Origin of the sequence: Xaviernesmea rhizosphaerae, assembly GCF_001938945.1 — a bacterium.
In the GTDB taxonomy this organism is placed as follows: Bacteria; Pseudomonadota; Alphaproteobacteria; order Rhizobiales; family Rhizobiaceae; genus Xaviernesmea; species Xaviernesmea rhizosphaerae.
Genome location: NZ_MKIO01000019.1, coordinates 90,846 through 113,932, shown reverse-complemented (window position 1 = coordinate 113,932; position 23,087 = coordinate 90,846). Strand labels below are relative to the sequence as shown.

Sequence of the window (23,087 nt, the reverse complement as noted above, 5' to 3'; positions counted from 1 at the left end):
GCCGCCGCGTCCGCGACTCCTTATGTCGCATGTTCGCCGCCGCCGGCGAGTTTTGACCAGCATCTGTCTGTGCCGTTGCAATTTTGACCGGTGCTCTGCTCCCTTCCCATCCCGATCCCCCGCGCTAGCTGCAATTCCAGTGTTCATGTCGGGAGGGACGGGCGATGGGCGAGCGGCAGCTGCATCTGACTGGAGCGGGCGAGGAGGCGGGCGAGCTGAAGCGGGTGATGGGCCCCGGTCTCCTGCTGCTCTTCATCGTCGGCGACATTCTCGGAACCGGCATCTATGCGCTGACGGGGCAAGTGGCCCAGAAGGTCGGGGGTGTGGTCTGGCTGCCTTTCCTGATCGCTTTCCTCGTCGCCCTGCTGACGGCCTTCAGCTATCTCGAGCTGGTCACCAAATATCCCAAGGCCGCCGGCGCCGCGCTCTATACGCACAAGGCATTCGGCATCCATTTCCTCACCTTCATCGTCGCCTTTGCGGTCATGTCCTCCGGCATTACCTCGGCCTCGACCGCTTCGCGCGCCTTTGCCGCCAATTTCGCTGCCACCGTCGGCCTCGATGCGGGCACGATCGGCGTGACGCTTGTCGCCGCGCTGTTCCTGGCGCTGGTCGGCCTCGTCAATTTCCGCGGCGTCGGCGAGAGCGTGAAGATGAATGTGGTGCTGACCGTGGTCGAGCTCAGCGGGCTGCTGCTGATCATCGGCATCGGCGCCTATGCGATCTTCGGCGGGCAGGGCGACGTTTCGCGCGCCTTCGTCTTTGAAACACCCGGCGACACGAGCCTGTTCTTCTCCGTGGTGGCCGCCACCTCGCTCGCCTTCTTCGCCATGGTCGGCTTTGAGGATTCGGTCAACATGGCCGAGGAGTGCAAGGATCCGAGCCGCATCTTCCCGAAGGTGCTGCTGGCGGGCCTGATCCTGACGGGCATCATCTATGTTCTGGTGGCCGTCTCGGCGATCACACTGGTGCCGGCGGCAGAGCTCGGCGAGGGCGAGACGCCGCTGCTGAAGGTCGTGCAGGCCGGCGCGCCGGGCTTCCCGATCGGCATCTTCGCCATCATCACCATGTTCGCGGTGGCCAATTCGGCGCTGATCAACATGATGATGGCGAGCCGGCTGATCTATGGCATGGCGCGCGAGGCGGTTCTGCCCGCCGTTCTCGGCCGGGTGCATTCCGGCCGGCGCACGCCCTATGTCGCCATCCTCTTCACCAGCGCCATTGCGCTGGCGCTGATCGTCTTCGCGGGCAGCGTTCCGGCGCTGGGCGGCACGACCGCGCTGCTCTTGCTCTGCGTCTTCGCCATCGTCAACGTGGCCGTTCTCGTGCTCCGGCGCGATCCCGTGCGCCACAAGCATTTCCGCACGCCGACGATCCTCCCGGTTCTGGGTACGCTGAGCTGCGTCTTCTTCGCCGGCCCATGGACGGGGCGCGACCCGGTGCAATATGTCATTGCCGGTGCGCTCCTGGCGCTCGGCGTGGTGCTGTGGTTCGTCACTGTCAGCGTGATGCGCAGGCACGCGGCACCGGCGGAATAGGGCATTGCACCGGGTTGGCTTCAGGGGCTCGGCAATAAATTCAGTGCATCGGGCTTTGACGATCGTCCGTCCGATGCCTCTGTCCGCGGCGGCAAAACCGCGTTTGCCGGCGCAAGCGGCGATCTTGCGCCTGATCGCATCCCGGTGTAGAAGAACCGCCATGAGCAAGGTTTCTGAGAGCATGAACTGGTGGTGGGTCCGCTGAAAGCGGCCTCGACCCCTCATGCGTGTAAGATGCGTGATTGAGACGACAAGCCGCCCGAACATTCGAGGCGGCTTTTTTCATAGTCAAGCCGCAGCGCGAAACCGGGCCGAACGGAGCGAGTGAAGCACATGGCGACGACTATTCTGGCCGATGGTGGCGAGGCCTATCAGACCAAGGGCGGCATCGCCGTCACCCGCCGCCGGCGCGAGGCGGCCTATGGCACGTCGATCGCCCGTTATGTCGACCAGCTCGACGAGCGCCGCGGCGCGGTCTTTTCCTCCAATTACGAATATCCTGGGCGCTACACACGCTGGGACACGGCCATTGTCGATCCGCCGCTCGGCATCTCGTCTTTCGGCCGCGCGCTGTGGATCGAGGCCTATAATGAGCGGGGCGAGGTGCTGCTGGAACTCATCGCCGCCCATCTTGAGGGCACGGACGATGTGACGCTCGGCGCGCGCACGGCGCGGCGCCTCGATCTCACCATCGATCCGCCGACCCGCGTCTTCACCGAGGAAGAGCGCTCGAAGATGCCGACCGTCTTCACGGTGCTGCGTGCGATTACCGGCCTGTTCTTCTCGCCCGAGGATGCGAGCCTCGGTCTCTATGGCGCCTTCGGCTATGATCTCGCCTTCCAGTTCGACGCGATCGAACTGAAGCTGAAGCGTCCCGACGACCAGCGCGACATGGTGCTGTTTCTGCCCGACGAGATCCTTGTCGTCGACCATTATGCCGCCAAGGCCTGGATCGACCGCTATGATTTCGCCAAGGGGGATCTGACGACCGAAGGCAGGGACGGCGACGTGGCGCCCGAGCCTTTCCGCACGGTGGACAGCATTCCGCCCCATGGCGATCACCGTCCTGGCGAATATGCCGAGCTTGTCACCAAGGCCAAGGAGAGCTTCCGCCGGGGCGACCTGTTCGAGGTGGTGCCGGGCCAGAAGTTCTTCGAGCGCTGCGACAGCCGCCCCTCGGAGATCTCCAACCGCTTGAAGGCGATCAATCCCTCGCCCTATTCCTTCTTCATCAATCTTGGGGTGCAGGAATATCTGGTCGGTGCCTCGCCGGAGATGTTCGTGCGCGTCTCGGGCCGGCGGATCGAGACCTGCCCGATCTCCGGCACGATCAAGCGCGGCGAGGATCCGATCGCCGATAGCGAGCAGATCCTCAAGCTCTTGAATTCCAAGAAAGACGAGTCCGAGCTGACCATGTGCTCCGACGTCGATCGCAACGACAAGAGCCGGGTGTGCGAGCCGGGCTCGGTCAAGGTCATCGGCCGTCGCCAGATCGAGATGTATTCGCGCCTGATCCACACGGTGGACCATATCGAGGGACGCCTGCGCGACGGCATGGATGCCTTTGACGGCTTCCTCAGCCATGCCTGGGCGGTGACCGTAACAGGCGCGCCGAAGCTCTGGGCCATGCGATTCATCGAAAGCCATGAGAAGAGCCCGCGCGCCTGGTATGGCGGCGCGGTCGGCATGGTCGGCTTCAATGGCGACATGAACACCGGCCTGACGCTGCGCACCGTGCGCATCAAGGACGGTATTGCCGAGGTGCGCGCCGGCGCCACGCTGCTCAACGATTCCAATCCGGACGAGGAAGAAGCCGAAACCGAACTGAAGGCCTCCGCTATGATCGCCGCCATTCGTGATGCCAAGACCGGAAACCGCGACAAGATCGCCCGCGATGTCGCCCCCGTCGGCGCCGGCGTGAAGATCCTGCTGATCGACCATGAGGACAGCTTCGTCCATACGCTGGCCAACTATTTCCGCCAGACCGGCGCCACCGTCGTCACCGTGCGCACGCCGGTGCCGGAGGAGGTGTTCGACAGCGTCAAGCCGGATCTGGTCGTGCTCTCGCCCGGTCCCGGCCGCCCGAAGGATTTCGACTGCAAGGCGACGATCAAGAAGGCGCGCGCGCGCGAGCTGCCGATCTTCGGCGTGTGCCTGGGCCTGCAGGCGCTGGCCGAAGCCTATGGCGGCGACCTGCGCCAGCTTGCCGTGCCCATGCATGGCAAGCCCTCGCGCATCCGCGTGCTGGAGCCCGGCCTGGTCTTTTCCGGCCTGGGCAAGGAGGTGACGGTCGGGCGCTACCACTCGATCTTCGCCGATCCTTCCACCCTGCCGCGCGATTTCATGATCACCGCCGAAAGCGAGGACGGGACGATCATGGGCATCGAGCATGTCAAGGAGCCGATCGCCGCGGTGCAGTTCCACCCGGAATCGATCATGACGCTCGGCCATGATGCCGGTATGCGGATGATCGAGAATGTGGTGGCGCATCTGGCCAAGCGGGCGAAGGTCAAGGCGGCCTGAGCTTCGTGGCCGATGATGGGATCACGATCGAGCCGATCCGCGAGGACCATGTCGAGGGCTTTCACAAGGCTCTCGACATTGTTGCGCGCGAGCGGCTTTATCTGACCTTTCTCGAGGCGCCGCCGCTGGAGAGCACCCGCGCCTTCGTGCGCGACAACATCGCCAGCGGCCATCCGCAGATGGTGGCGTTGGCGCAGGGGCAGGTGGTCGGCTGGTGTGATATCCGCCGCGTGGACCGGCCGACGCGGGCCCATTGCGGCATTCTCGGCATAGGCATCCTCCCCGGATTTCGCGATCGCGGTCTTGGCCGGCGCTTGATCCTGCGCACGATCGCAGCGGGCTGGGAGGCCGGGCTGTCGCGCATCGAACTCGAATGCCATCATGACAATCCGCGCGCGGCAGCCCTTTACTGCAAGGTCGGCTTCCGCGAGGAGGGACTGGCGCGCAAGGCGATCCTGATCGACGGCCGCTTCATCGACGCCATCCAGATGGCGCTCCTGCGCGAGGAGGCGAGCGCGGAGTAGCCATCTTTCGCTGCGTGCTGATGTGGTGCCCTCTGTCACGCCTCTTCTATGGCCGATCAGGGGTCGCGGTTTTCTTTCCGGTCTTGATGGTCTATGAGCCGGCCTTGTCGGGCGATGCCCTCGCGGCCGTCGGTCGCTTCGGTCATTTTGCGGGCTTGCGCTTCGCGGAAAATTGACGGTTTTGCCGGATCGTGCCGCCATCGTCATTCCTCCCTTTGGCAGGAATGACGGGCGCAGCGGCGCTTGTCGTTGCCTGCTGTGGACGGCATCACGATGGCTCCAGCCTTTTACCGGCCGCCGATGCGGCCACAGAGTTGAACCTTCTCGAGGACTTTCCCATGGATGCAGTCAACGCCGCCAGGGTGCGCCGCCTGGCTTTCTGGGGCATCCCGCTGTCGATCGGCGTGCTCGGGCTGAAATTGCTGGCCTGGTGGGTCACCGGCTCCGTCGCGCTTCTTTCGGACGGGCTGGAATCGATCGTCAACGTGGTCGCGGCCGTCATCGCCTTCGTGGTGGTCTCCTATGCCGCCAAGCCCGCGGACGCCTCCCATCCCTTCGGTCATCACAAGGCGGAATATTTCTCGGCGGTCATCGAGGGCGTTCTGATCGTCGTCGCCGCGCTGATGATTGTCTACGAGGCCGCGCCGGCGGTCTTCGATCCGAAGCTGCCGGAAGCGCCGCTCCTCGGCCTGGCGATCAATGCGGTGGCGGGCGTCATCAACGCGGTGTGGGCGAGCGTGCTGATGCGGGCGGCCAAGGCGCTGCGCTCGCCAGCGCTCGAGGCCGACGGCCACCATATCCTCTCCGACGTCGTCACATCAGGCGGCGTGCTGATCGGCCTGGCGCTTGCCTTTCTCACCGGCTATGCGGTGCTCGATCCGCTTCTGGCCGTGCTGGTCGCCTGCAACATCCTGATGCAGGGCTCCAAGGTCATCAGCCGCTCGGTCGACGGGCTGATGGACCGGGCGGTGCCGGAGGACGAGGAAGCGGCGATTAAGGCGGCCATCGCCGCCCATGCCGCCGGCTCGCTCGGCGTTCACGACCTGAAGACCCGGCAGGGCGGCTCGGTGATCTTCATCGATTTCCACCTCGTCGTGCCCGCCGAGATGACGGTGGGGGCCGCCCATGAGATCTGCGACCGCATCGAGGATGCGATCCGTGCCGTTCACGCAACGGCCAAGATCGCCATCCATGTGGAGCCGGAAAGCGAAGAGGCGCACGGCGTGCGCGTGAAACTGACAGGAGGCCGAAAGCCATGACGAAGACGGATGTATCGGGGCTGTCGCTGCTCGGACAGAAGACGGACCTGCCGGCCGGGCCGGACGAGGCGGTGCTGGAGCGTGTGCCGAGCGGCCATCAGGGCACCAATTTCGTAGTGCGCTTCACCGCGCCCGAATTCACCTCGCTCTGCCCGATGACCGGTCAGCCGGATTTTGCCCATATCGTCATCGACTATGTTCCCGACGAATGGCTGGTGGAATCCAAGTCGCTGAAACTGTTCCTGCATTCCTTCCGCAATCATGGCGCCTTCCACGAGGATTGCTCGATCGACATCGCCAAGCGGCTGGTCGATCTCCTGGCGCCCAAATGGCTCAGGATCGGCGCCTACTGGTATCCGCGCGGCGGTATCCCCATCGATGTTTTCTGGCAGACCGGCGCACCGCCGGAGGGCGTCTGGCTGCCGGACCAGGGCGTGCAGCCCTATCGCGGCCGGGGCTGAACAGAGTTTCTCTAACCAAGCAGAAGGCCCGGATCGGCGATCCGGGCCTTCTGGCATTCTGTCGTTTTGGTCCGATGCCGTGTCATACCGTTTCCGGCTGATCAACCGGAAGCCGTGTCAGACGTTGGAGCTGTCGTCTCCGAACCCGCCATCATCGCCAAAGCTGTCGCCGGCATCGGCCTGCTGCCAGCCGCCATCATCCTGGCCGCCCCAATCCTGGCCCGCATTGTCCTGGTTGCCATTGTCCTGGCCCCAGCCTGCGTCAGCGACATTGCCGGCGTCGGAGGCGTTCTGGGCTCCGTCCTCGCCATAGTAATTGTTGACGATCGTGGTTTCCTCGATCGGCGTGCCGGCCAGCATTTCGCCGGGCGCCGTCAGGCCCTGCTGCGCCATATGGCTGCCGAACAGGCCGCTCAGCGAATTGGCCAGCAACATGCCGCCGGCCACGCCGGCCGCCGTGCCCAGAGCGCCACGGATGAAGCTGCCGCCGGCCGAAGGCTGTTGCGGCGCGGCACCCCAGGGGGCAGGGCCGGAATTGCCGGCATAGCCCTGTGGCGCGCCATAGCCCTGCTGGCCGCCATAGGCAGGCTGCGGCGCTGCCCCATAATTGCCGGGCCGCGGACCCCAGGGGCCGCCGGCCGGGGCGGGCGGTGCTGCGCGGTAATCGTCCCGCTGGGGCTGCGGCTGCGGCCGGTTTCCGCTGCCGAAAATCGAGCTGAGGAAGCCGCCGCCCTGTTCGGGCTCCTCGCGCGGCCGAGCGGAGGATTCCAGCGTCCGAACCTTGGCTTCCAGCTCCTCGATGCGGGCGGAGGCCGCCTTCAGGCCCTCTTCCTGGATGATGACCGCCTGGGCCAGATAATAGGGCGCGGAGGGCTGGGCGCGCACCGCCTGCTCGATCAGGCTTTCCGCATCGCGATCGCGCGGGGTGTTTGCCGCTGTCCTGACCCTGTCGAACAGGGCGCTCAAAAGCTGCTTTTCATCCGGGGACATCGTCGCCTCCTTGAAGATACCGTGGGTTTCCGTCCGAAACGGGCATCTTCGTCATTGGTTCAAGCCGCCCGCGCGCATGGTCCTGGCTCTGTCGGATCGCGGCTGCGGCGGCGCCGGTCTGATCGGCCGGTCCATAAGGAGGTAGGCGGCGACGGGCGCAAAAGGAAGACCGTATTTCCTTACATTTGCGTAATCCGATAGACGGGGCGCACCCTGCCTGCCCGCAATGGGAGCGGCGCGCTCGCGCCATGGCCTGATCGCATCGAAGATGGAAACCATATGCGGGGAAAGCGAGGCGCGGGATGCGCGCCTGCGGCGCTAGTTCCGCAAGGCGCATTGTCATCGCGCACGAGTCGCCTTATCTGATGAACGGACACCACGAAGCATCCCTTGGGGAGAGACGCATGAACGAAGACGAAGACGAGAAGAAGACGGAGTTGCCGCTGGGCAAGGAAACCGAGGCGAATCTGTTCAAGTCTCGCTCGATCTTCATCTATGGCGGGATCACGCAGGAACTGGCGCAGAAGGTCTGCTCGCAGCTGATGGCGCTGGCCGCCGCCGGCGATGAGGACATCCGCATCTTCGTCAATTCGCCGGGCGGCCATGTCGAATCCGGCGACAGCATTCACGACATGATCAAGTTCGTGAAGCCGAAGGTCTGGGTCATCGGCACTGGCTGGGTCGCCTCCGCCGGCGCGCTGATCTACGTGTCGGTGCCGAAGGAGCGCCGCCTCTGCCTGCCGAACACGCGCTTCCTGCTGCATCAACCGTCGGGCGGCACGCGCGGCATGGTCTCCGATATCGAGATCCAGGCCCGCGAGATCATCAAGATGAACGAGCGCCTGATCAAGATCTTCTCCAAGGCCACCGGCCAGCCGGAGGAAAAGATCGCCCGGGACATCGACCGCGACTACTGGCTCTCCTCCGAGGACGCCGTCAGCTACGGCCTGGTCTCGCGCGTCGTCACCAATATTTCGGAAATCTGAGGATTTTCGCTGTCATTTGAGATCGAGGCCCTGCCGGCAAAGCTGGCGGGGCCTTTTTCATGGGCGGCGGCAGGTTCAGCCGTTATGCGTTGCCGAGAGCGGATGATCGGCCATCGCGTGGTCGGTGGTCACCAGCCGCAGCCCCTCGATGGCGCATTGGGCCAGCAGCAGCCGGTCGAAAGGATCGCGCGTGGGTGGTTCCGGCTGGACATGGAACAGCGCGTGGCTCGCCTCGACGGGAAGAATCGTCAATCCAAGACGGGCAATGACATCGGGCAGGATGTCGATCGATACACCCAGCCCAAGCTTTCCCAGTCTTACCTTGATCGCCATTTCCCAAAGCGTGGCTACGCTGACGAAAATTTCGTCTTCATCGCCAAGTCGGCCCGATGTCAGCGGATCAAGAATCGCCCTGATGTTTGCCGGTAGCCGGCTTGTCGAGCCCATCAAGATTGAAATGAGGATATGTGTGTCGAGCAGCAGCCTCATTTTTCGCCGTCAAGCGGCGGGAGCGGTGTGATCAGGAAGTCTTCCGGCAGAGGATCATCGAAATCCTCGGCAATATAGGTAAAGAAACGGTCGATCCCTTTTTCCCGCTTATAGGCGCGAAATGCCTCAAGGCCCGGCAGCGACGCAGCCTCCTTGGGCTTTTCCGGCGGCACGAGTTCGATCACCGGCTTGCCGTCGAGCGTCAGCGTGATGCGTTCGCCCGCTTCCACGCGGCGCGCAAGCTCTCTCAACTGGCCTTCGGCCTCGATCAGCGGCAGGATGGTCATGGGTCGCAGAATAGCCTTTCCGGCCGCTCTTGGCAAAGCCGGATCGCCCGTCGGAGAGTGGCCTCAGGGACGGCACTCTGCCGAATTTCACGGCAAGGCTTGCCCTTTATTGCGGCGGCCGATATACAGGGTGCATGACCAAGATCGACGTGACAGAGATGCACCAGAGCCCGCGCGAACGCGACAGCGTCGGCCAGCGCGCCCGTGCCTTCACGTCCCTTCTTCTTCTCGGCCTTACGCGCGGTTGCCGGGTTCTTTGAAGGAGCGCCCGGCAGCCGAAAAGCCTGCCGGCACAGCTCCTTGCAATTCGTCCATTCCTTGAGCCATAGACAGAGCCGAGTGCGTCGCACCGTGCCTTCGCTTGACCCTTTTCGATCCGGGGAGCAAAGGCTGCGCCGCGTCGGTCATCCAGACGAAGAGAACCCGAGACATGATCGTCAAGACCCATCCCGTCAAGCAGGGCATGCCCGATGCCGCGCGCAAGTATCGCCCCTATCCGCAGGTCGATCTGAAGGATCGCACCTGGCCGTCCAAGATCATCGACAAGGCGCCGATCTGGTGCTCGGTCGATCTGCGCGACGGCAACCAGTCGCTGGTCGACCCCATGGGCCACGACCGCAAGGCCCGCATGTTCCAGCTGCTCCTGGACATGGGCTTCAAGGAAATCGAGATCGGCTTTCCCTCTGCCTCCCAGACCGACTTCGACTTTGCCCGCTGGTGCGTGGAAGAGGGCCATGTCGGCAAGGATGTCTCGCTGCAGGTGCTGGTGCAGTGCCGGCCGGAGCTGATCACCCGCACCTTCGAGGCGCTGGAAGGCGCGCATCAGCCGATCGTGCATTTCTACAATTCCACCAGCGAGCTGCAGCGCCGCGTTGTCTTCGGCAAGGATGTCGCTGGCATCAAACAGATCGCCACCGACGCCGCCAAGATGATCGCCGACATGGCCGCCAAGGCCGGCGGCGGTTACCGCTTTGAATATTCGCCCGAAAGCTTCACCGGCACGGAGCTGGAGGTGGCGCTGGAGATCTGCAATGCGGTGGTCGAGATCATCAAGCCGACCGCCGACAACAAGCTGATCCTGAACCTGCCCTCGACCGTGGAAATGTCCACGCCGAACATCTATGCCGACCAGATCGAATGGATGTGCCGCAACATCGACAACCGAGAAAACGTGCTGATCTCGCTGCATCCGCACAATGACCGGGGTACGGGCATCGCCGCCGCCGAGCTCGGCCTGATGGCCGGCGCCGATCGCATCGAGGGCACGCTGTTCGGCAATGGCGAGCGCACCGGCAATGTCGATGTCGTGGCCCTGGCGCTGAACCTGTACACGCAGGGCGTCGATCCGGGCCTGGACTGCTCCGACATCGTGCGCATGCGCGAGGTCTATGAATATTCCAACCAGATGGTCATTCCCGAGCGGCATCCTTATGTCGGCGAGCTGGTCTACACCGCCTTCTCCGGCTCGCATCAGGATGCGATCAACAAGGGTATGAAGGCGATCAAGACCGCCAACCACACGTTGTGGGAAGTGCCCTATCTGCCGATCGATCCGCAGGATGTCGGCCGCTCCTATGAGGCGATCATCCGCATCAACTCGCAATCCGGCAAGGGCGGCATCGCCTATATCCTGCAGGAGGATTACGGCATCAACCTGCCGCGCAATCTCCAGGTCGAGTTCCGCGAGGACATCCAGCGCATCACTGACGAGGGCGGCAAGGAGCTGCCGTCGAAGGCGATCCATGCCCGCTTCCTCGAGCGCTATGTCGAGCAGCCCGGCGCCCGGATGAAGTTCATCGAGCACCACACCTATCCGGCCGGCACCGACCATCGCGGCGTGCGCGTGGTGGCGGCGGAAATCGAGGATCGCGGCGAGGTCAAGCGGATCGAAGGCAAGGGCAACGGGCCGATCGACGGCTTCGTCAATGCGCTGTCGATCTATCTCGGCATCCCCATGTCGGTCGCCGACTATTCCGAACATTCGCTCCAGCACGGCTCGAATGCTGCCGCCATCGCCTATGTCGAGCTGGAACATCCCGGTGGCAAGCTCTTCGGCGTGGGCATCAACACCAACATCGTCGCTGCTTCGCTGGAGGCCATCGTCTCGGCGGCGAACCGGGTGGTGGGCGTCTGATACGGGAATGATGAGGGGCGGGGCAGGCGTCGGCCTGCCTCGGTCTGCTTTCTTCTGCGGGAATCCTCCGCGGTGCCGGTGATTGAAGCGACACGGGCGAACGTAGCGACATGCGCGGCCTCGCATGCCCGTCGCATCAACGGCCGCTTTTCGCGCGATCACGCTGACCACAAGTCCCGGGACAAGTGGCGCAACGCTACCCTGTTGGCATGGGATTTCGCCGCTCACATCTTCCAAAGTGATCGGGCTTTCACCCGATCACATCTGATCGGCGATCTCTTCGGCCAGTGCGCGCAGCTTCGGGTCGGAGGAGGGGCCGAGCACGGCATAGGTGACGCCGCCGGCGTTCCAGGAGAGCATGGCGAGATTGTCGCGCATGGTTTCCGAGAGTGTGCGCGCATTGTCGTCGGGTGTGCCGAGCGGCGCCTTCATCAGACAGAGGGCGATCACGTCGCCATCCTCGGTCCGGTAGAGCAGGGTGGCCACGGGCTTGCCCTCGGCCACGATCAGGCGTCCGCCTTCCAGCGTCAGCGGCCGGTCCTTGATCGTCGGCAGGGTGAGGCTGAGCCCGGCGCCCTGCGAGAGCCACGCGACCAGCCGATCGGGCTCCGTCGCGGTCATTTCCACGAGATGGCCCTGCTGGCGGGTGTGGATGCGATAGGCATCGACGATGTCGTCACGCCAGCTGCGCGCCGGGGCCAGGATGTCGGCGGGCATTTCGTCATTCATGGTCCGGCCGATCAGGAAACCGGTGGAGCCGCCGATCAGCACCAGCCCGACGCCGCCGGCGACAAAGCGCGGCCACAGCTTGACCCGCTTCGGCTTTGCCGTTGCCGCTGGCGTCGCCACGCGTTCCGGCGTGGCGGATGGCTGATCGGTTCCCTGCCGCATCTGGCGCACGAGGGCGAGCGGCAGCGGGTCGCTCAGCATCGCATCGAAAGCCTGCGTGCCGGCCGCGCCCCCGGCCTTCAGCCGTTGATAGAGCCGGCGCGCCTCGTCATCGCTCTCCACGAGACGCTCCAGCTCGCGCCTTTCCGCGTCGTCCACCTCGCCATCGATGAGGGCGGACAGACGCAAGGCAAGGGAGGAACCTGTCGTGGGCAAGGATCTATGCTCGTTTCTCAAATGTTTTCGTCTCTGCGGCCGCAAAGGACAGGCGCGCCTCGGCCACCTGCCGGATCACCTGTTCGCGCGCGATTCCAAGGACATCCGCCGCGACCTCATACCGGAATTTCTCGACATTGACGAGCAGGAACGCCGGTGCCGTGCCCACGGGAAGCGGGATCGAGCGGCTGACGGCGGCGACAGCATCCGGCGGCTCATAGCCCTGATCCACGGTTTCCTGGCGCAGGGCCCTCATCAGCCGATAGACCCAGGCGTCGAGGCGGATGTCGGCCGCGGGCTGGCCATGCGCCAGCGCCCGCAACGTCACCGCGCCGACCATGTCGTCCGCCGCCGATGGGCTGGGGCACAGCGTCATGGCGAATCGACGCAGGCGCGGCAGAAGCGCCACGAGATCCTTCATGAAATTATGGGATTCCGCTGCTGGATGCATCGCTTTCCAACCATCGGTTTGTCGAGTGACAGCCCTGCCGCTCCCTCTCAGCGACCGGGCGCATCGATCCGGTTTCCTTTTGGATTCGCGCGCGCCGTGATCGCTTGAACCCGCATGTGACGGAAAGGCTTCCTTGCGGCCCGGTGACGGCCACCCAGTGGCCGGGACGCAGGAGACGCGCACGAAGCAGTCTATGAATGCCACCCTAGCACAAAAGCCCGGCCTCCGCCATCTTCCACAGCGGACGAGCGAGGTCAGGCTTCACTATGGCCGTTGCGCGACAGGCGTCAGAACATGTCCGTCTGCGCCAGATTGACGCCGCCGCTCTCCGGCGCGATTTCAAAGCGCTGGCGCTCGCAACGCCAGTTCCCGGGGCCGCCATCGATGGAAAACAGGTTGAAACCGGCGGGCGGCTTGTGGCCGCCGGGGCCCTGGGAGGCAGAGGCAATGCCGATGACAGGCACCGGGCGGATCTGGCCGCGCAGCTGGTAGACCGTGTTCAAATGTGTGTGACCATGCAGGACAAGCTCCGCTCCGCCCGACGAAATCACCGCGCCGAAGCGGCGGATGCCAATCATACGCTTGTGCATGGAGGTGGCGCCGCGAATCGGCGGATGGTGGATCAAGACGACGCGAAACAGCCCGGCCTCGCCGGCCGCGCGCAGGAGATTGACCGTCTCGCGCGCCTGGCGCCGGCCGAAATAGCCGCTGGCGGCGAAGGGGGGCGTGGCAACCGCCGTGGAGCAGCCGATAATGGCGACTTGGCCGCGCACGCGCAGATAAGGGAAACAGTGGAAATCCTCGTTCCACGCCTCCGGTCCCCGGTCGCCGCGCATGTAGGGATACCATGCTTTGACCGATTTTTCGTAGGCGCCCGGCACATAGGCATCGTGATTGCCGGGAATGACGGAGATGCGGTCCGGCTTGCCTTCCTCCTGCAGCCAGAGCCGCACCGCCTCGATCTCGCGCGACGAGGCGAGATTGACCAGATCGCCCGTGACCGCGAGATGGTCGGGGTTTGCCGCCTCCACCGCATCCATCAGCACGGACAGCGTGTCGCCCACCATATGCTTGCGCCGGTTGCGGTGCCAGTTGACGAAGCCGGTGATCCGTTTGGAGGCGAGCTCGCGCAGGGAGAGATCGGGCAGGGGGCCGAGATGGACATCGGAAATATGGGCGAGCTTGAACATGAGGCCTAACTAGAGCGGGATGGCGAAAAGTGTGCGCGGTTTCGTCTGGAATTCCGCTCTAAATTTTCTGATAGAGCATCGGACCGAAAAGTGGGAACCGGTTTTCGGAAAAATCCGATGCAAAAACGAAAATATAGAGCATCGCACTGAGGACTGTTTTCAGTCCGATGCTCTAGGGTCAGGACCCATTAAATTCATGCCATCTGTTCGCGCGCATGGGATTGGATGGAAGCAGACAAGCGCAAGGCAAGGCTTTTAGCCTTGCCGAGCATTGGTTGCGATCAGCCGGCTCATGCGCGCGAACAGATGGCATGAATTTAATGGGTCCTGACCCTAGCCGCCGATGGCGCCAAAGAAAACGCTCGGCGCAAGAATTTGGGCGAAAACGCACCGGGCGGGCCGCCAGCCAGCGTACCCCTGTCGATCAACAGAAAGGCCGCATCCGGATGAGCGCAACGAGCGGGCACGCCGCGCCCCGAACATGGCGCCGCTGGCGGCGGAAGCTGCTCTTACGGGCGGTCCACGCCGTCTTCTTCCTCACCAGGGGAATGACGCTGGGGGTGCGGGCCGCCTGTTTCGATGCCGAGGGTCGCATCTTTCTCGTCCGCCATGGCTATGTGCCGGGCTGGCATCTGCCGGGCGGCGGCGTCGAGCGCGGCGAGACGGCGGCGCAGGCGCTGGCCAAGGAACTGCGCGAGGAAGGCAATCTGGTGCTGGGCGACGCGCCGCGCCTGCTGCAGGTCTATTTCAACCGCGCCGCCAGCCGGCGCGATCATGTGCTTCTCTATGTCTGCCGCAACGTGACCCAGACCGCACCGCGCAAACCCGATGCCGAGATCCGCGAGGCCGACTTCTTCGCGCTCGACGCCCTGCCGCCGGAGACGACAGGGTCCACCCGCCGCCGCCTGGCCGAAATCGCCGGCACGCTTTCGCCCGACGACGTCTGGTAGCGCCTCAGCGTTCCGTCAGCGCGTCGCGCCCGTGGGGGCTGTCCAGGTCGAGAAGGGGGCCTGCGGGCACGATCCGGGTCGGGTTGATCGTCGGATGGCTCATATAATAGTGCCGCTTGATATGGTCGAAGACCACCGTCTCCTTCACGCCCTCCACCTGGTAGAGGTCTTTCAGATAGGCTTGCAGGTTCGGATAGTCTGAGATGCGGCGCAGGTTGCACTTGAAATGGCCGACATAGACGGCGTCGAAGCGCACTAGCGTGGTGAACAGCCGCCAGTCCGCTTCCGTCTGTCGATCGCCCATCAGATAGCGCCGGCTGGACAGGCGCGTCTCCAACTCATCCAGCATGGAGAAGAGCGCGGCGACTGCCTCCTCATAAGCGTCCTGGCGGGTGGCGAAACCGGCCTTGTAGACGCCATTGTTGACCGCATCATAGATGCGCGCGTTCAGCGCATCGATCTCAGCGCGCAGATCGGCCGGATAGAGGTCGAGTGTCGACCCCGTCAGCCCGTCGAAGGCGGAATTGAACATGCGGATGATCTCGGCCGATTCGTTCGACACGATCTTGCCTTGCGCCTTGTCCCAGAGCACCGGCACCGTCACCCGGCCAGTGAAGCCGGGATCGGCCTTCACATAGATCTCGGCCAGGGTTTCGGCGTCGAACAGCGGATCGGCGGTGCCGCCGTCGCGATTCTTGAACTCCCAGCCGCGCTCCAGCATCAGGGGATCGACTACGGACAGCGAGATCAGTGGTTCGAGGCCCTTGAGCCGCCGGACGATCAGCGTGCGGTGGGCCCAGGGACAGGCATAGGAGACGATCAGGTGATAGCGCCCGGCCTCGGCCTTGAAGCCGGCTTCGCCGGTCGGTCCGGCGCTGCCATCTGCCGTCACCCAGTTGCGAAAGCGCGAATCCTGCCGCTGAAAGCGCCCCTTGGTCTTCTCCGTGTCGTACCACACGTCCTTCCAGACGCCGTCCACCAGCATGCCCATGATCCGCCCTCCGTTTCGATCCGTTACAGATGTCAGATAAGCCCTGCGCGTGACATTCATAGATCGTCGCGGCTGAACAGTGCGTTTCCGCTTGACCCCGGCGCCAGTTCTGCTATCCGGCAAAGCGTTGCGGTCAAGAGGCCGCCCGCACTCTCTGGAAGAGGACGATCAGGCTTTGTTTCCCGCAGGACGCTCGCGACGACGCTGACCATCAGGACGGCTTTTTCCATCTTGGGAAAAGGCCATTTCCGCCTGTTCGTTTGCCCGCCGATGTTCTGCCAGGTTGCCTGATGTTCCAGAAAAAGCACGATCTCGTCTATCTCACCGAAGACGCCACCCATTCCGACGCCATCGATCTGATCAACCGGGAAGCCTTTGGCCCCGGGCGCTTCACCCGGGCTGCGGCGCGCATCCGGGAGCAGGGGCCGCATGATCGGAGCCTTTCCTTCGTCTGTGCCGATGATGGTGAAACCATCGCTTCGGTCCGCATGACGCCGGTGATGGCAGGCACTGTGCGCGGCCATCTGCTCGGGCCGCTGGCCGTGCGGCCCTCGCACAAGAACAAGGGCATCGGGCGCGAACTGGTGCGCATCGCCGTCGAGGCGGCGCGGCGAAAGGGCTCGGAGGCCGTCTTTCTGGTCGGTGATCCACCCTATTACGGGCCGCTCGGCTTCGAGCCGGTCGCCTATGGCGTGCTGGAATTTCCCGGGCCCGTGGATGCCGCGCGCATTCTCGTCGCGCCGCTCGCCGACAATGTCCATGCGCGGCTTCCCGGTCTGATTGCCTGGCGACCGATCTGATCTTATCCGGCTTATGACATAAGCGCGTCCGCGCCGGGCTTGCGCAAGGCTTTTGTGCATTCGCTTTCCTGTCTTCATATCTTCGTGAGCGGAATTGACCGAAAGGTAAATTGCGTTAGCATTTCGTTATCGGCCGCCGTCGAACGGTCTCGCGTCAACCAGGAAAGTGGTGGAGGATGGTCTCTCGTTTGCGTCTCGGCGCCCTCGCGACGGTGCTGTGTCTGCTCTCCTACTGGGCTTTTGCCATGCCCGCGCCGCGCTGGCGCAACTCCATGCCGCCACCGCCGCTGCCCCGGGCCGACGAGAGCGGCTATGCCGCCGTCAACGGCATTCACATGTTCTACGAGATTTTCGGCAAGGGCCGGGGCGATCCGATCCTTTTGATCCATGGCGGCATGGGCAGCAGCGACGCCTGGGGCTTCGAGGTGCCGGAGCTCGCTAAGACGCATGAGGTCATCATCGCCGACAGCCGCGGCCACGGGCGCTCCACCCGGCTGCGCATGACCTATACCTATGACCTGATGGCTGAGGATTATGTCGCGCTTCTCGACCGTCTCGGCATCGACAAGGTGGCGCTGGTCGGCTTCAGCGATGGCGGCATCATCGGGCTGGACATGGCCATTCACCACCCCGAGCGGCTGAGCAAGCTGTTCGCCCAGGCCGCCAATGCCTCGCCCGATGGCCTGTTCGAGGTCAGCAGCTCGGTCAACGGCCACGACTTCACCCGCGATCTCGATGACGAGGACGATTTCAGGGCGTTCCGCGCGGCGATCGAGACCATGTGGCGCAACGAGCCGAATTTCTCAGAGGACGAATTGAAGTCGATCACGGTGCCGACTGAGATCGTCGTCGGCGATCATGACGAATTCATCCGCCCGGAACATTCACGCTATCTCGCCGAGACGATCCCCGGCGCCAAGCTGGTGATCCTCAAGAATGTCAGCCATCTCGCGCTGGCGCAGGATCCGGCGCAATATCTGCACGCGATCCGGAAATTCATCGGCTCGTAAGCCGGTCTATCCCGCCTTTGCCTCGTCGCCGCGCCGGATGACGGGGATTGCGCAGGCCTCGCCGCCCGAGAAGAGCCGGGACCGGGTGAGGAAGCGTCGCTCTCGACCATTGTCGAGCGAGAACATGCCACCGCGCCCCGGCACCACATCGATGATCAGCTGTGTGTGGCGCCAGGCCTCGAACTGGCTCTCGCTGATATAGACGGGCACGCCACCGATCTCGCCGAGCTTCACATCCCGGTCGCCGACGATGAAATCATCGGCCGGATAGCACATGGGCGAAGAACCGTCGCAGCAGCCGCCCGACTGGTGGAACAGGATCTGCGGGTGATCGCGCCGGATCTCCTCGACCAGCGCCAGGGCGGCGGGCGTGGCGGTGACGCGCGGCTCGCCTTCCGTCTCGGCCGAGAGTGCGGGGGCTTCGATCATGGTGTTCTTCCTCGCAATGATGGGCTCGTCTTAACCGCGAGCCTCGTGGCACTTTGTGTCAAAGCCTCACGCGCAGCCAGTGCTGTTCATGATTTTGGACAAACTCATTCGGAAGCACAGAGCGGACGGCTCCTGGTCGAGGTCCGCCCGTGGCGGATTGGTGCAAGCGAAACGGCGGAGCGCTCGATGACGCTCCGCCGTTGAGAAATCCCCGCCATACGATTAGGGGGGGCGGATCAGTCCGATCAGAAGAAGCCGAGCGCCTTCGGGCTGTAGGAGACCAGCATGTTCTTGGTCTGCTGGTAGTGGTCGAGCATCATCTTGTGGGTTTCGCGGCCGATGCCCGACTGCTTGTAGCCGCCGAAGGCGGCGTGGGCCGGATAGGCATGGTAGCAATTGGTCCAGACGCGGCCAGCCTGGATATTGCGGCCGAAGTGATAGCAGCGATTGGCGTCGCGGCTCCACACACCGGCGCCGAGGCCGTAGAGCGTGTCGTTGGCGATTTCCAGCGCCTCGGCATCGTCCTTGAAGGTGGTGACCGAGACCACCGGCCCGAAGATCTCCTCCTGGAAGATGCGCATCTTGTTATGACCCTTGAACACGGTCGGCTTGACGTAGAAGCCGCCGGCCAGATCGCCCTCAAGCGTGTTGCGCTCGCCGCCGATCAGGACCTCGGCGCCTTCCTGGCGGCCGATGTCCATGTAGGACAGGATCTTTTCCAGCTGTTCGGACGAGGCCTGGGCGCCGATCATGGTTTGGGGATCGAGCGGGTTGCCCTGCTTGATCGCCGCCACGCGGGCGATCGCCTTTTCCATGAAGCGGTCATAGATCTTTTCATGCACCAGCGCGCGGCTGGGGCAGGTGCAGACCTCGCCCTGGTTCAGCGCGAACATCGCGAAGCCTTCCAGCGCCTTATCGAGATAATCGTCATCCTCGGCCATCACGTCGGCGAAGAAGATGTTGGGCGATTTGCCGCCGAGCTCCAGCGTGACGGGGATCAGGTTCTGGCTGGCATATTGCATGATCAGCCGACCGGTCGAGGTTTCACCGGTGAAGGCGATCTTGGCGATGCGCGGATTGGAGGCGAGCGGCTTGCCCGCTTCCAGGCCGAAGCCGTTGACGATGTTGAGCACGCCGGGCGGCAGCAGGTCGCCGACCAGTTCGGCGAAGACCAGGATCGAGGCGGGGGTCTGCTCGGCCGGCTTCAGCACCACGCAATTGCCGGCGGCAAGCGCCGGGGCCAGCTTCCAGGCGGCCATCAGGATCGGGAAATTCCAGGGAATGATCTGGCCGACCACGCCGAGCGGCTCGTGGAAGTGGTAGGCGATCGTGTCGTGATCCACCTCGCCGATCGTACCTTCCTGGGCGCGCACGCAGGAGGCGAAATAGCGGAAATGATCGATGGCGAGCGGAATGTCAGCGGCCATGGTCTCGCGCAGCGGCTTGCCATTGTCCCAGGTCTCGGCCTTGGCGAGCAGCTCGAGATTGGCCTCCATGCGGTCGGCGATCTTCAGCAGGATATTGGCACGCTCGGTGGTCGAGGTGCGGGCCCATTTGTCCTTGGCCGCATGGGCGGCATCGAGCGCGGCTTCCACATCCTCGGCCTGCGAGCGTGCGATCTGGCACAGAACGCCGCCAGTGACCGGCGTGGTGTTGTCGAAGGTCTTGCCGGACAGCGCGTCGCGCCACTCCCCGCCGATATAGTTGCCGTATTTCTGCTTGAACGGGTTTTCGACGATCTTCTGGTGCAGCATGGTGGTTCCTCCTCCGAAAAACAGACTGCAGTCATCTGTCTGAGGGCCAAGGTGGGGCAGAACGCGGCGCATCAACAAGCCGGCATCCTCTCTTGCCCGACATCCCTGTTTCAAAACTGCGACAGCCGCGACGCGACAAGCATGCTGCGCTGCAATGGCCTGCTGATGCTTTGTTGCGAAAAGCCCGGAGAGGGCCTTGCCGCCCGCTCGCTCCTGTGGATTGATCGTGCTGGAAGAGAGGAGATCCATCATGTCGATCGAACACTGGCTTGCTTTCGTCGCCGCCTCCGCCGTGGTCCTGGCCATTCCCGGGCCGACCATTCTGCTGGTCATTTCCTATGCGCTCAGCCATGGTCGCCGCGCGGCAACGGCCACCGTGGCCGGCGTGGCGCTGGGTGACTTCACCGCCATGACGGCGTCGATGCTGGGGCTCGGCGCGCTCCTGTCCACCTCCGCCGCGCTGTTCACGGCGCTGAAATGGGTGGGCGCGGCCTATCTGATCTATATGGGGATCAAGCTCTGGCGTGCGCCGGTGCGCGATCCCGGGCAGGCTGACGGCAGCGAGGGCGCGGCCGCGATGCGCCCATGGAGCATCTTCGCCCATGCCTATGTCATCACCGCGCTCAACCCGAAGAGCATCCTGTTCTTCGTGGCCTTCCTGCCGCAGTTTCTCGATACAAGGCAGCCGCTGGCGCTGCAGATGCTGATCTTTGAAGCCACGTTCCTCGTGCTCGCGTCGCTGAATGCCGCGCTCTATGGCCTGACGGCCTCTGCAGCGCGCCGCTCGATCCGCAAACCTTCCGTGCAGCGTATCGTCAACCGCACCGGCGGCTCGCTGATGATCGGCGCGGGGCTGTTGGCCGCCGGTTGGCGCAAGGCGGCGAGCTGACGCGAACCATGCCGACAATAAGGCCTGGGGCCTGTTCAGCTGGAGGCGATTCGCTGCTCGAGCGCCTGGACCCGGGCGGACAAGTCGCGGATCGACGGGCGGTCGTCCTGACGCTGCTGGGTCAGTGATTGATTGTAATGCGCCATCGCCTCGGCGCGCATGCCGCGCAGATTGACCGAGCCGGTTTCGAGTGTGGTTTCGAGATCGCCGAGGCGGCCGGACAGCACGTTCAGCCGGGCCAGCATGTCGCTGCGAAAGGGGGTCAGTTCGTCGCGCAGGCTCCAGGCATCCTGGCGCATGGACTCCATTTGCTGGCGCACGGTAGAGATCTCCTGCCGGAGCCAGGAGAGCGCCTGGCCGGCGGCGGCCAGATCTTCCAGCACAGCCTCGACGTCCCGATTCGGGCGGGCGCTGTCATCCTCCGTGCGGTCGGCTGGCGCGGCGGGGTCTTCGCCCGGGCCGGAGGGGAAGGCCGGATCCCGTTTCTCGCTCGCCGTCAGCGGCCAGCCGATCCTATGGATAAGTTCCACCCGTTCGGGATTTTCCGCAAGCTGCTGCACGATCTCCTGGATGCTGGGCGTACCAGGAACGAGGGCGGGCGCAAGCGAGGGCAATGCGGCAGGCGCTATGCGTGCCGCTTCGTTTTCGACCCGGTCTGGCGGCTCGTGCCATGATACGGCGCGCTCGCCGGGCCCCTTGACTGCGTCCGTGATGGACATGAGGTTACCCCGAACTAAACCCTCAATCGTCTCCCATCTCGTCTCTCCCCCTCGGCGCCATCATGATCGCCGCTTAACGCCTGGCACGCCCGACCCGTCTCTCCCCGAAGACGAACGTCCCGCAACGCCGAACCCAGATGGGTCCGGGGACAGCCTGTCCACCATGGCCATCGCAGGGTCTTTCGCCGGTGCGGGGCACATGTCGGCCGTCGAGCCGGCTGTCTGCGATTATATCTAGATCAACGGACTTTAAGAATCCGTGCACCAAGCTTTGCGCCATCACCTTGGCGGGTATGCATCGGCCGGACAGTGAATCCGAAGTGGCAACTCTTTCACGTTTTTGCCTGCGTGCCGGCGGACGGGCGTGTGATCCTGAAAATGCGGCTTCGGACGGCAAGAGCTTGCGCCCCGTCCTTTTGCCGCAGGCCATTGATTGCCGGGGTGGTGCGCCGGCGAAGGCACGGCGTCAGTTCACCTGCAGCCGCTTCATCTTCCGGTAAAGCGTGGCCCGGCTGATGCCGAGATTGTCGGCGGCCTGGGAGACATTGCCGCCGCTGCGCGACAATTCTCGACGCAGGGCCGCGCGCTCGGCCTCCAGCAGCGGCTCGCCCCTGATCTGGCTTCCCTCTCCCAGAAGATCGCCCGCCGGCACCCCGGCCGCGATCCGCTCGTCATCAAGCCCCAGGCGCAGCCGCGCAGCGCGGGTGGCACCGAGCACCAGATCGTCCCGGTCGATCGCCAAAAGGGCAGGGGCCGCCTTGTCTGCCGGAACCAGCAGAATGCGGGCCTGCGGAAAGGCGCGGCGGAACAGATTGGTCTCGATCCGCTGGGCCGCTTCGCGCACGGCATGATGCAGCACCATCAGCGCCAGATCATTGGCATCGTCGCGGCAGGTGGAAATATCGATGGCTGCGGCGACCCGACCGCGGTGATCGCGGATCGGCGCGGTGGCGCAGGAGAGACGGGTGTTGCGGCTGAGGAAATGCTGGTCGCGCTCGATCAGCACAGGGCGCTCGTCGGCGAGCGCCGTGCCGATGCCATTGGTGCCGACGCTCGCCTCGCTCCAGACAGTGCCGGACCAGAGGCCGACGCCGCGAAAATCCTTGTCGTCTCCGGCAGCGCCACGTCGATCCAGCGCCACGCCGCGCTCATCCGTCAAAAGCAGGCAGCAGCCGGAACGGCCAACGGTGGAAAACAGCCGGTCCAGCTCGCTGCTCGCCTCCTCCAGCAGCGGCTGACTGCGCTCGCGCGCGGCCAGGAATTCGCTTTCGCCCAGCCGCTCCGGCGCGCGGCTCTCCTCCGGCGAAAGACCGTAAAGTGTCAGGCAGCGCCGCCAGGATGCGGCAACAGGCGAACTCGCGGCTGCCGACGCATGATGCGCGACCGCCTGGACATGATCGGAATGGTTCATCAGCTCTCCTCCCCGAAAGCAGATCGAAACGGACTATAAGCCTAAGCCGCAGGCACGTCCATCCTCAAGCCTTGCAGGCCTCATGCCGGATCAAAAGGCGGACAGCGGTGCGTGATCGGGGAGGGCACTGGCGACTGCGCCCCATTTTGAGGAGACGCCTCCTTTGGAGAAAATGCCGAACTGCCGCACGGGCCGGCA

The 23,087-nt window shown here is 64.3% G+C and carries 24 protein-coding genes; 12 read left to right on the top strand and 12 right to left on the bottom strand.

What is annotated here, in order from left to right:
* Positions 1-164 precede the first annotated feature (164 nt).
* From BJF92_RS02775 to queF, 5 genes are all read left to right on the top strand, one after another.
* Positions 165-1,538 (top strand): APC family permease, encoded by a 1,374-nt coding sequence (locus BJF92_RS02775; RefSeq protein ID WP_075633249.1) that lies wholly within the window; start codon positions 165-167, stop codon positions 1,536-1,538.
* 333 nt (positions 1,539-1,871) lie between these two features.
* Complete coding sequence (locus BJF92_RS02770; protein WP_075633248.1) at positions 1,872-4,061, top strand: anthranilate synthase; 2,190 nt, start codon at positions 1,872-1,874, stop codon at positions 4,059-4,061.
* A complete protein-coding gene (locus BJF92_RS02765; protein ID WP_075633247.1) occupies positions 4,058-4,585 on the top strand; it encodes a GNAT family N-acetyltransferase in 528 nt (175 codons plus the stop codon). Before BJF92_RS02770 ends, BJF92_RS02765 begins: the two co-directional genes overlap by 4 nt.
* Before the next feature lie 338 nt (positions 4,586-4,923).
* Positions 4,924-5,844: a cation diffusion facilitator family transporter gene (locus tag BJF92_RS02760; protein ID WP_075633246.1), complete on the top strand. Its 921-nt coding sequence runs from the start codon at positions 4,924-4,926 to the stop codon at positions 5,842-5,844.
* A complete protein-coding gene (queF, locus tag BJF92_RS02755; RefSeq protein ID WP_075633245.1) occupies positions 5,841-6,305 on the top strand; it encodes a preQ(1) synthase in 465 nt (154 codons plus the stop codon). The genes BJF92_RS02760 and queF overlap by 4 nt, the downstream gene beginning before the upstream one ends.
* A 117-nt stretch (positions 6,306-6,422) precedes the next feature.
* Here the strand turns inward: queF and BJF92_RS02750 are convergent, their stop codons facing one another.
* Positions 6,423-7,295 (bottom strand): DUF2076 domain-containing protein, encoded by an 873-nt coding sequence (locus BJF92_RS02750; protein WP_075633244.1) that lies wholly within the window; start codon positions 7,293-7,295, stop codon positions 6,423-6,425.
* 404 nt (positions 7,296-7,699) lie between these two features.
* Here BJF92_RS02750 and BJF92_RS02745 point away from each other — a divergent pair, with 404 nt between their 5' ends.
* Entirely contained in the window at positions 7,700-8,281 is a 582-nt protein-coding gene (locus BJF92_RS02745) for an ATP-dependent Clp protease proteolytic subunit (RefSeq protein WP_075633243.1), read from the top strand.
* Positions 8,282-8,356: 75 nt separating this feature from the next.
* Here BJF92_RS02745 and BJF92_RS02740 read toward each other — a convergent pair whose 3' ends face one another.
* Together BJF92_RS02740 and BJF92_RS02735 are read right to left on the bottom strand one after the other, a co-directional pair.
* On the bottom strand, positions 8,357-8,770 hold the full coding sequence (locus BJF92_RS02740; protein ID WP_075633242.1) for a type II toxin-antitoxin system VapC family toxin: 414 nt from the start codon (positions 8,768-8,770) through the stop codon (positions 8,357-8,359).
* Complete coding sequence (locus BJF92_RS02735; protein ID WP_075633241.1) at positions 8,767-9,057, bottom strand: type II toxin-antitoxin system Phd/YefM family antitoxin; 291 nt, start codon at positions 9,055-9,057, stop codon at positions 8,767-8,769. The genes BJF92_RS02740 and BJF92_RS02735 overlap by 4 nt, the downstream gene beginning before the upstream one ends.
* A 134-nt stretch (positions 9,058-9,191) precedes the next feature.
* Here BJF92_RS02735 and BJF92_RS26235 point away from each other — a divergent pair, with 134 nt between their 5' ends.
* Positions 9,192-9,317 (top strand): hypothetical protein, encoded by a 126-nt coding sequence (locus BJF92_RS26235; RefSeq protein ID WP_280938370.1) that lies wholly within the window; start codon positions 9,192-9,194, stop codon positions 9,315-9,317.
* Between the two features lie 170 nt (positions 9,318-9,487).
* Positions 9,488-11,191, top strand: coding sequence for a 2-isopropylmalate synthase (gene leuA, locus BJF92_RS02730; protein ID WP_075633240.1), 1,704 nt, complete (start codon positions 9,488-9,490; stop codon positions 11,189-11,191).
* Between the two features lie 258 nt (positions 11,192-11,449).
* On the opposite strand, the gene BJF92_RS02725 is transcribed toward leuA, so the two are convergent.
* The 3 genes from BJF92_RS02725 to BJF92_RS02715 form a co-directional block, all read right to left on the bottom strand.
* Positions 11,450-12,295, bottom strand: coding sequence for an anti-sigma factor family protein (locus tag BJF92_RS02725; RefSeq protein ID WP_075633239.1), 846 nt, complete (start codon positions 12,293-12,295; stop codon positions 11,450-11,452).
* A gap of 4 nt (positions 12,296-12,299) precedes the next feature.
* Positions 12,300-12,704, bottom strand: coding sequence for a sigma factor (locus BJF92_RS25850; RefSeq protein ID WP_210187597.1), 405 nt, complete (start codon positions 12,702-12,704; stop codon positions 12,300-12,302).
* A gap of 329 nt (positions 12,705-13,033) precedes the next feature.
* Complete coding sequence (locus BJF92_RS02715) at positions 13,034-13,936, bottom strand: metallophosphoesterase family protein (RefSeq protein WP_075633237.1); 903 nt, start codon at positions 13,934-13,936, stop codon at positions 13,034-13,036.
* A 446-nt stretch (positions 13,937-14,382) separates the two neighbouring features.
* On the opposite strand from BJF92_RS02715, the gene BJF92_RS02710 reads away from it, so the two are divergent.
* Positions 14,383-14,886: an NUDIX domain-containing protein gene (locus BJF92_RS02710; RefSeq protein WP_075633236.1), complete on the top strand. Its 504-nt coding sequence runs from the start codon at positions 14,383-14,385 to the stop codon at positions 14,884-14,886.
* Positions 14,887-14,890: 4 nt separating this feature from the next.
* Here the strand turns inward: BJF92_RS02710 and BJF92_RS02705 are convergent, their stop codons facing one another.
* Both BJF92_RS02705 and BJF92_RS24895 read right to left on the bottom strand, forming a co-directional pair.
* On the bottom strand, positions 14,891-15,877 hold the full coding sequence (locus tag BJF92_RS02705; protein WP_075633235.1) for a glutathione S-transferase family protein: 987 nt from the start codon (positions 15,875-15,877) through the stop codon (positions 14,891-14,893).
* Between the two features lie 56 nt (positions 15,878-15,933).
* Entirely contained in the window at positions 15,934-16,185 is a 252-nt protein-coding gene (locus tag BJF92_RS24895) for a hypothetical protein (protein WP_143523863.1), read from the bottom strand.
* Between BJF92_RS24895 and BJF92_RS02700 the strand changes: the two genes are divergently transcribed.
* Together BJF92_RS02700 and BJF92_RS02695 are read left to right on the top strand one after the other, a co-directional pair.
* A complete protein-coding gene (locus BJF92_RS02700) occupies positions 16,168-16,677 on the top strand; it encodes a GNAT family N-acetyltransferase (protein ID WP_075633300.1) in 510 nt (169 codons plus the stop codon). The genes BJF92_RS24895 and BJF92_RS02700 overlap by 18 nt on opposite strands.
* A 176-nt stretch (positions 16,678-16,853) precedes the next feature.
* Entirely contained in the window at positions 16,854-17,687 is an 834-nt protein-coding gene (locus BJF92_RS02695) for an alpha/beta fold hydrolase (RefSeq protein WP_078057804.1), read from the top strand.
* Between the two features lie 6 nt (positions 17,688-17,693).
* On the opposite strand, the gene BJF92_RS02690 is transcribed toward BJF92_RS02695, so the two are convergent.
* Both BJF92_RS02690 and adh read right to left on the bottom strand, forming a co-directional pair.
* Complete coding sequence (locus tag BJF92_RS02690; protein WP_075633233.1) at positions 17,694-18,116, bottom strand: DUF779 domain-containing protein; 423 nt, start codon at positions 18,114-18,116, stop codon at positions 17,694-17,696.
* Between the two features lie 245 nt (positions 18,117-18,361).
* Complete coding sequence (gene adh / locus BJF92_RS02685; protein WP_075633232.1) at positions 18,362-19,870, bottom strand: aldehyde dehydrogenase; 1,509 nt, start codon at positions 19,868-19,870, stop codon at positions 18,362-18,364.
* A gap of 250 nt (positions 19,871-20,120) precedes the next feature.
* On the opposite strand from adh, the gene BJF92_RS02680 reads away from it, so the two are divergent.
* Entirely contained in the window at positions 20,121-20,759 is a 639-nt protein-coding gene (locus BJF92_RS02680; protein WP_075633231.1) for a LysE family translocator, read from the top strand.
* A 35-nt stretch (positions 20,760-20,794) separates the two neighbouring features.
* Here BJF92_RS02680 and BJF92_RS02675 read toward each other — a convergent pair whose 3' ends face one another.
* Both BJF92_RS02675 and BJF92_RS02670 read right to left on the bottom strand, forming a co-directional pair.
* Entirely contained in the window at positions 20,795-21,478 is a 684-nt protein-coding gene (locus tag BJF92_RS02675; RefSeq protein ID WP_143523862.1) for a hypothetical protein, read from the bottom strand.
* Between the two features lie 466 nt (positions 21,479-21,944).
* A complete protein-coding gene (locus BJF92_RS02670; RefSeq protein ID WP_075633229.1) occupies positions 21,945-22,889 on the bottom strand; it encodes a GAF domain-containing protein in 945 nt (314 codons plus the stop codon).
* Positions 22,890-23,087 lie beyond the last annotated feature (198 nt).

What these genes read in the sequence shown, in the direction of transcription:
- BJF92_RS02775 (WP_075633249.1), top strand. Translation starts at nt 165, where the DNA reads ATGGGCGAGCGGCAGCTGCATCTGACTGGAGCGGGCGAGGAGGCGGGC.
- BJF92_RS02770 (WP_075633248.1), top strand. Translation starts at nt 1,872, where the DNA reads ATGGCGACGACTATTCTGGCCGATGGTGGCGAGGCCTATCAGACCAAG.
- BJF92_RS02760 (WP_075633246.1), top strand. Translation starts at nt 4,924, where the DNA reads ATGGATGCAGTCAACGCCGCCAGGGTGCGCCGCCTGGCTTTCTGGGGC.
- queF (WP_075633245.1), top strand. Translation starts at nt 5,841, where the DNA reads ATGACGAAGACGGATGTATCGGGGCTGTCGCTGCTCGGACAGAAGACG.
- BJF92_RS02750 (WP_075633244.1), bottom strand. Translation starts at nt 7,295, where the DNA reads ATGTCCCCGGATGAAAAGCAGCTTTTGAGCGCCCTGTTCGACAGGGTC.
- BJF92_RS02745 (WP_075633243.1), top strand. Translation starts at nt 7,700, where the DNA reads ATGAACGAAGACGAAGACGAGAAGAAGACGGAGTTGCCGCTGGGCAAG.
- BJF92_RS02740 (WP_075633242.1), bottom strand. Translation starts at nt 8,770, where the DNA reads ATGAGGCTGCTGCTCGACACACATATCCTCATTTCAATCTTGATGGGC.
- BJF92_RS02735 (WP_075633241.1), bottom strand. Translation starts at nt 9,057, where the DNA reads ATGACCATCCTGCCGCTGATCGAGGCCGAAGGCCAGTTGAGAGAGCTT.
- BJF92_RS26235 (WP_280938370.1), top strand. Translation starts at nt 9,192, where the DNA reads ATGACCAAGATCGACGTGACAGAGATGCACCAGAGCCCGCGCGAACGC.
- leuA (WP_075633240.1), top strand. Translation starts at nt 9,488, where the DNA reads ATGATCGTCAAGACCCATCCCGTCAAGCAGGGCATGCCCGATGCCGCG.
- BJF92_RS02715 (WP_075633237.1), bottom strand. Translation starts at nt 13,936, where the DNA reads ATGTTCAAGCTCGCCCATATTTCCGATGTCCATCTCGGCCCCCTGCCC.
- BJF92_RS02710 (WP_075633236.1), top strand. Translation starts at nt 14,383, where the DNA reads ATGAGCGCAACGAGCGGGCACGCCGCGCCCCGAACATGGCGCCGCTGG.
- BJF92_RS02705 (WP_075633235.1), bottom strand. Translation starts at nt 15,877, where the DNA reads ATGGGCATGCTGGTGGACGGCGTCTGGAAGGACGTGTGGTACGACACG.
- BJF92_RS02700 (WP_075633300.1), top strand. Translation starts at nt 16,168, where the DNA reads ATGTTCCAGAAAAAGCACGATCTCGTCTATCTCACCGAAGACGCCACC.
- BJF92_RS02695 (WP_078057804.1), top strand. Translation starts at nt 16,854, where the DNA reads ATGGTCTCTCGTTTGCGTCTCGGCGCCCTCGCGACGGTGCTGTGTCTG.
- BJF92_RS02690 (WP_075633233.1), bottom strand. Translation starts at nt 18,116, where the DNA reads ATGATCGAAGCCCCCGCACTCTCGGCCGAGACGGAAGGCGAGCCGCGC.
- adh (WP_075633232.1), bottom strand. Translation starts at nt 19,870, where the DNA reads ATGCTGCACCAGAAGATCGTCGAAAACCCGTTCAAGCAGAAATACGGC.
- BJF92_RS02680 (WP_075633231.1), top strand. Translation starts at nt 20,121, where the DNA reads ATGTCGATCGAACACTGGCTTGCTTTCGTCGCCGCCTCCGCCGTGGTC.
- BJF92_RS02675 (WP_143523862.1), bottom strand. Translation starts at nt 21,478, where the DNA reads ATGTCCATCACGGACGCAGTCAAGGGGCCCGGCGAGCGCGCCGTATCA.
- BJF92_RS02670 (WP_075633229.1), bottom strand. Translation starts at nt 22,889, where the DNA reads ATGAACCATTCCGATCATGTCCAGGCGGTCGCGCATCATGCGTCGGCA.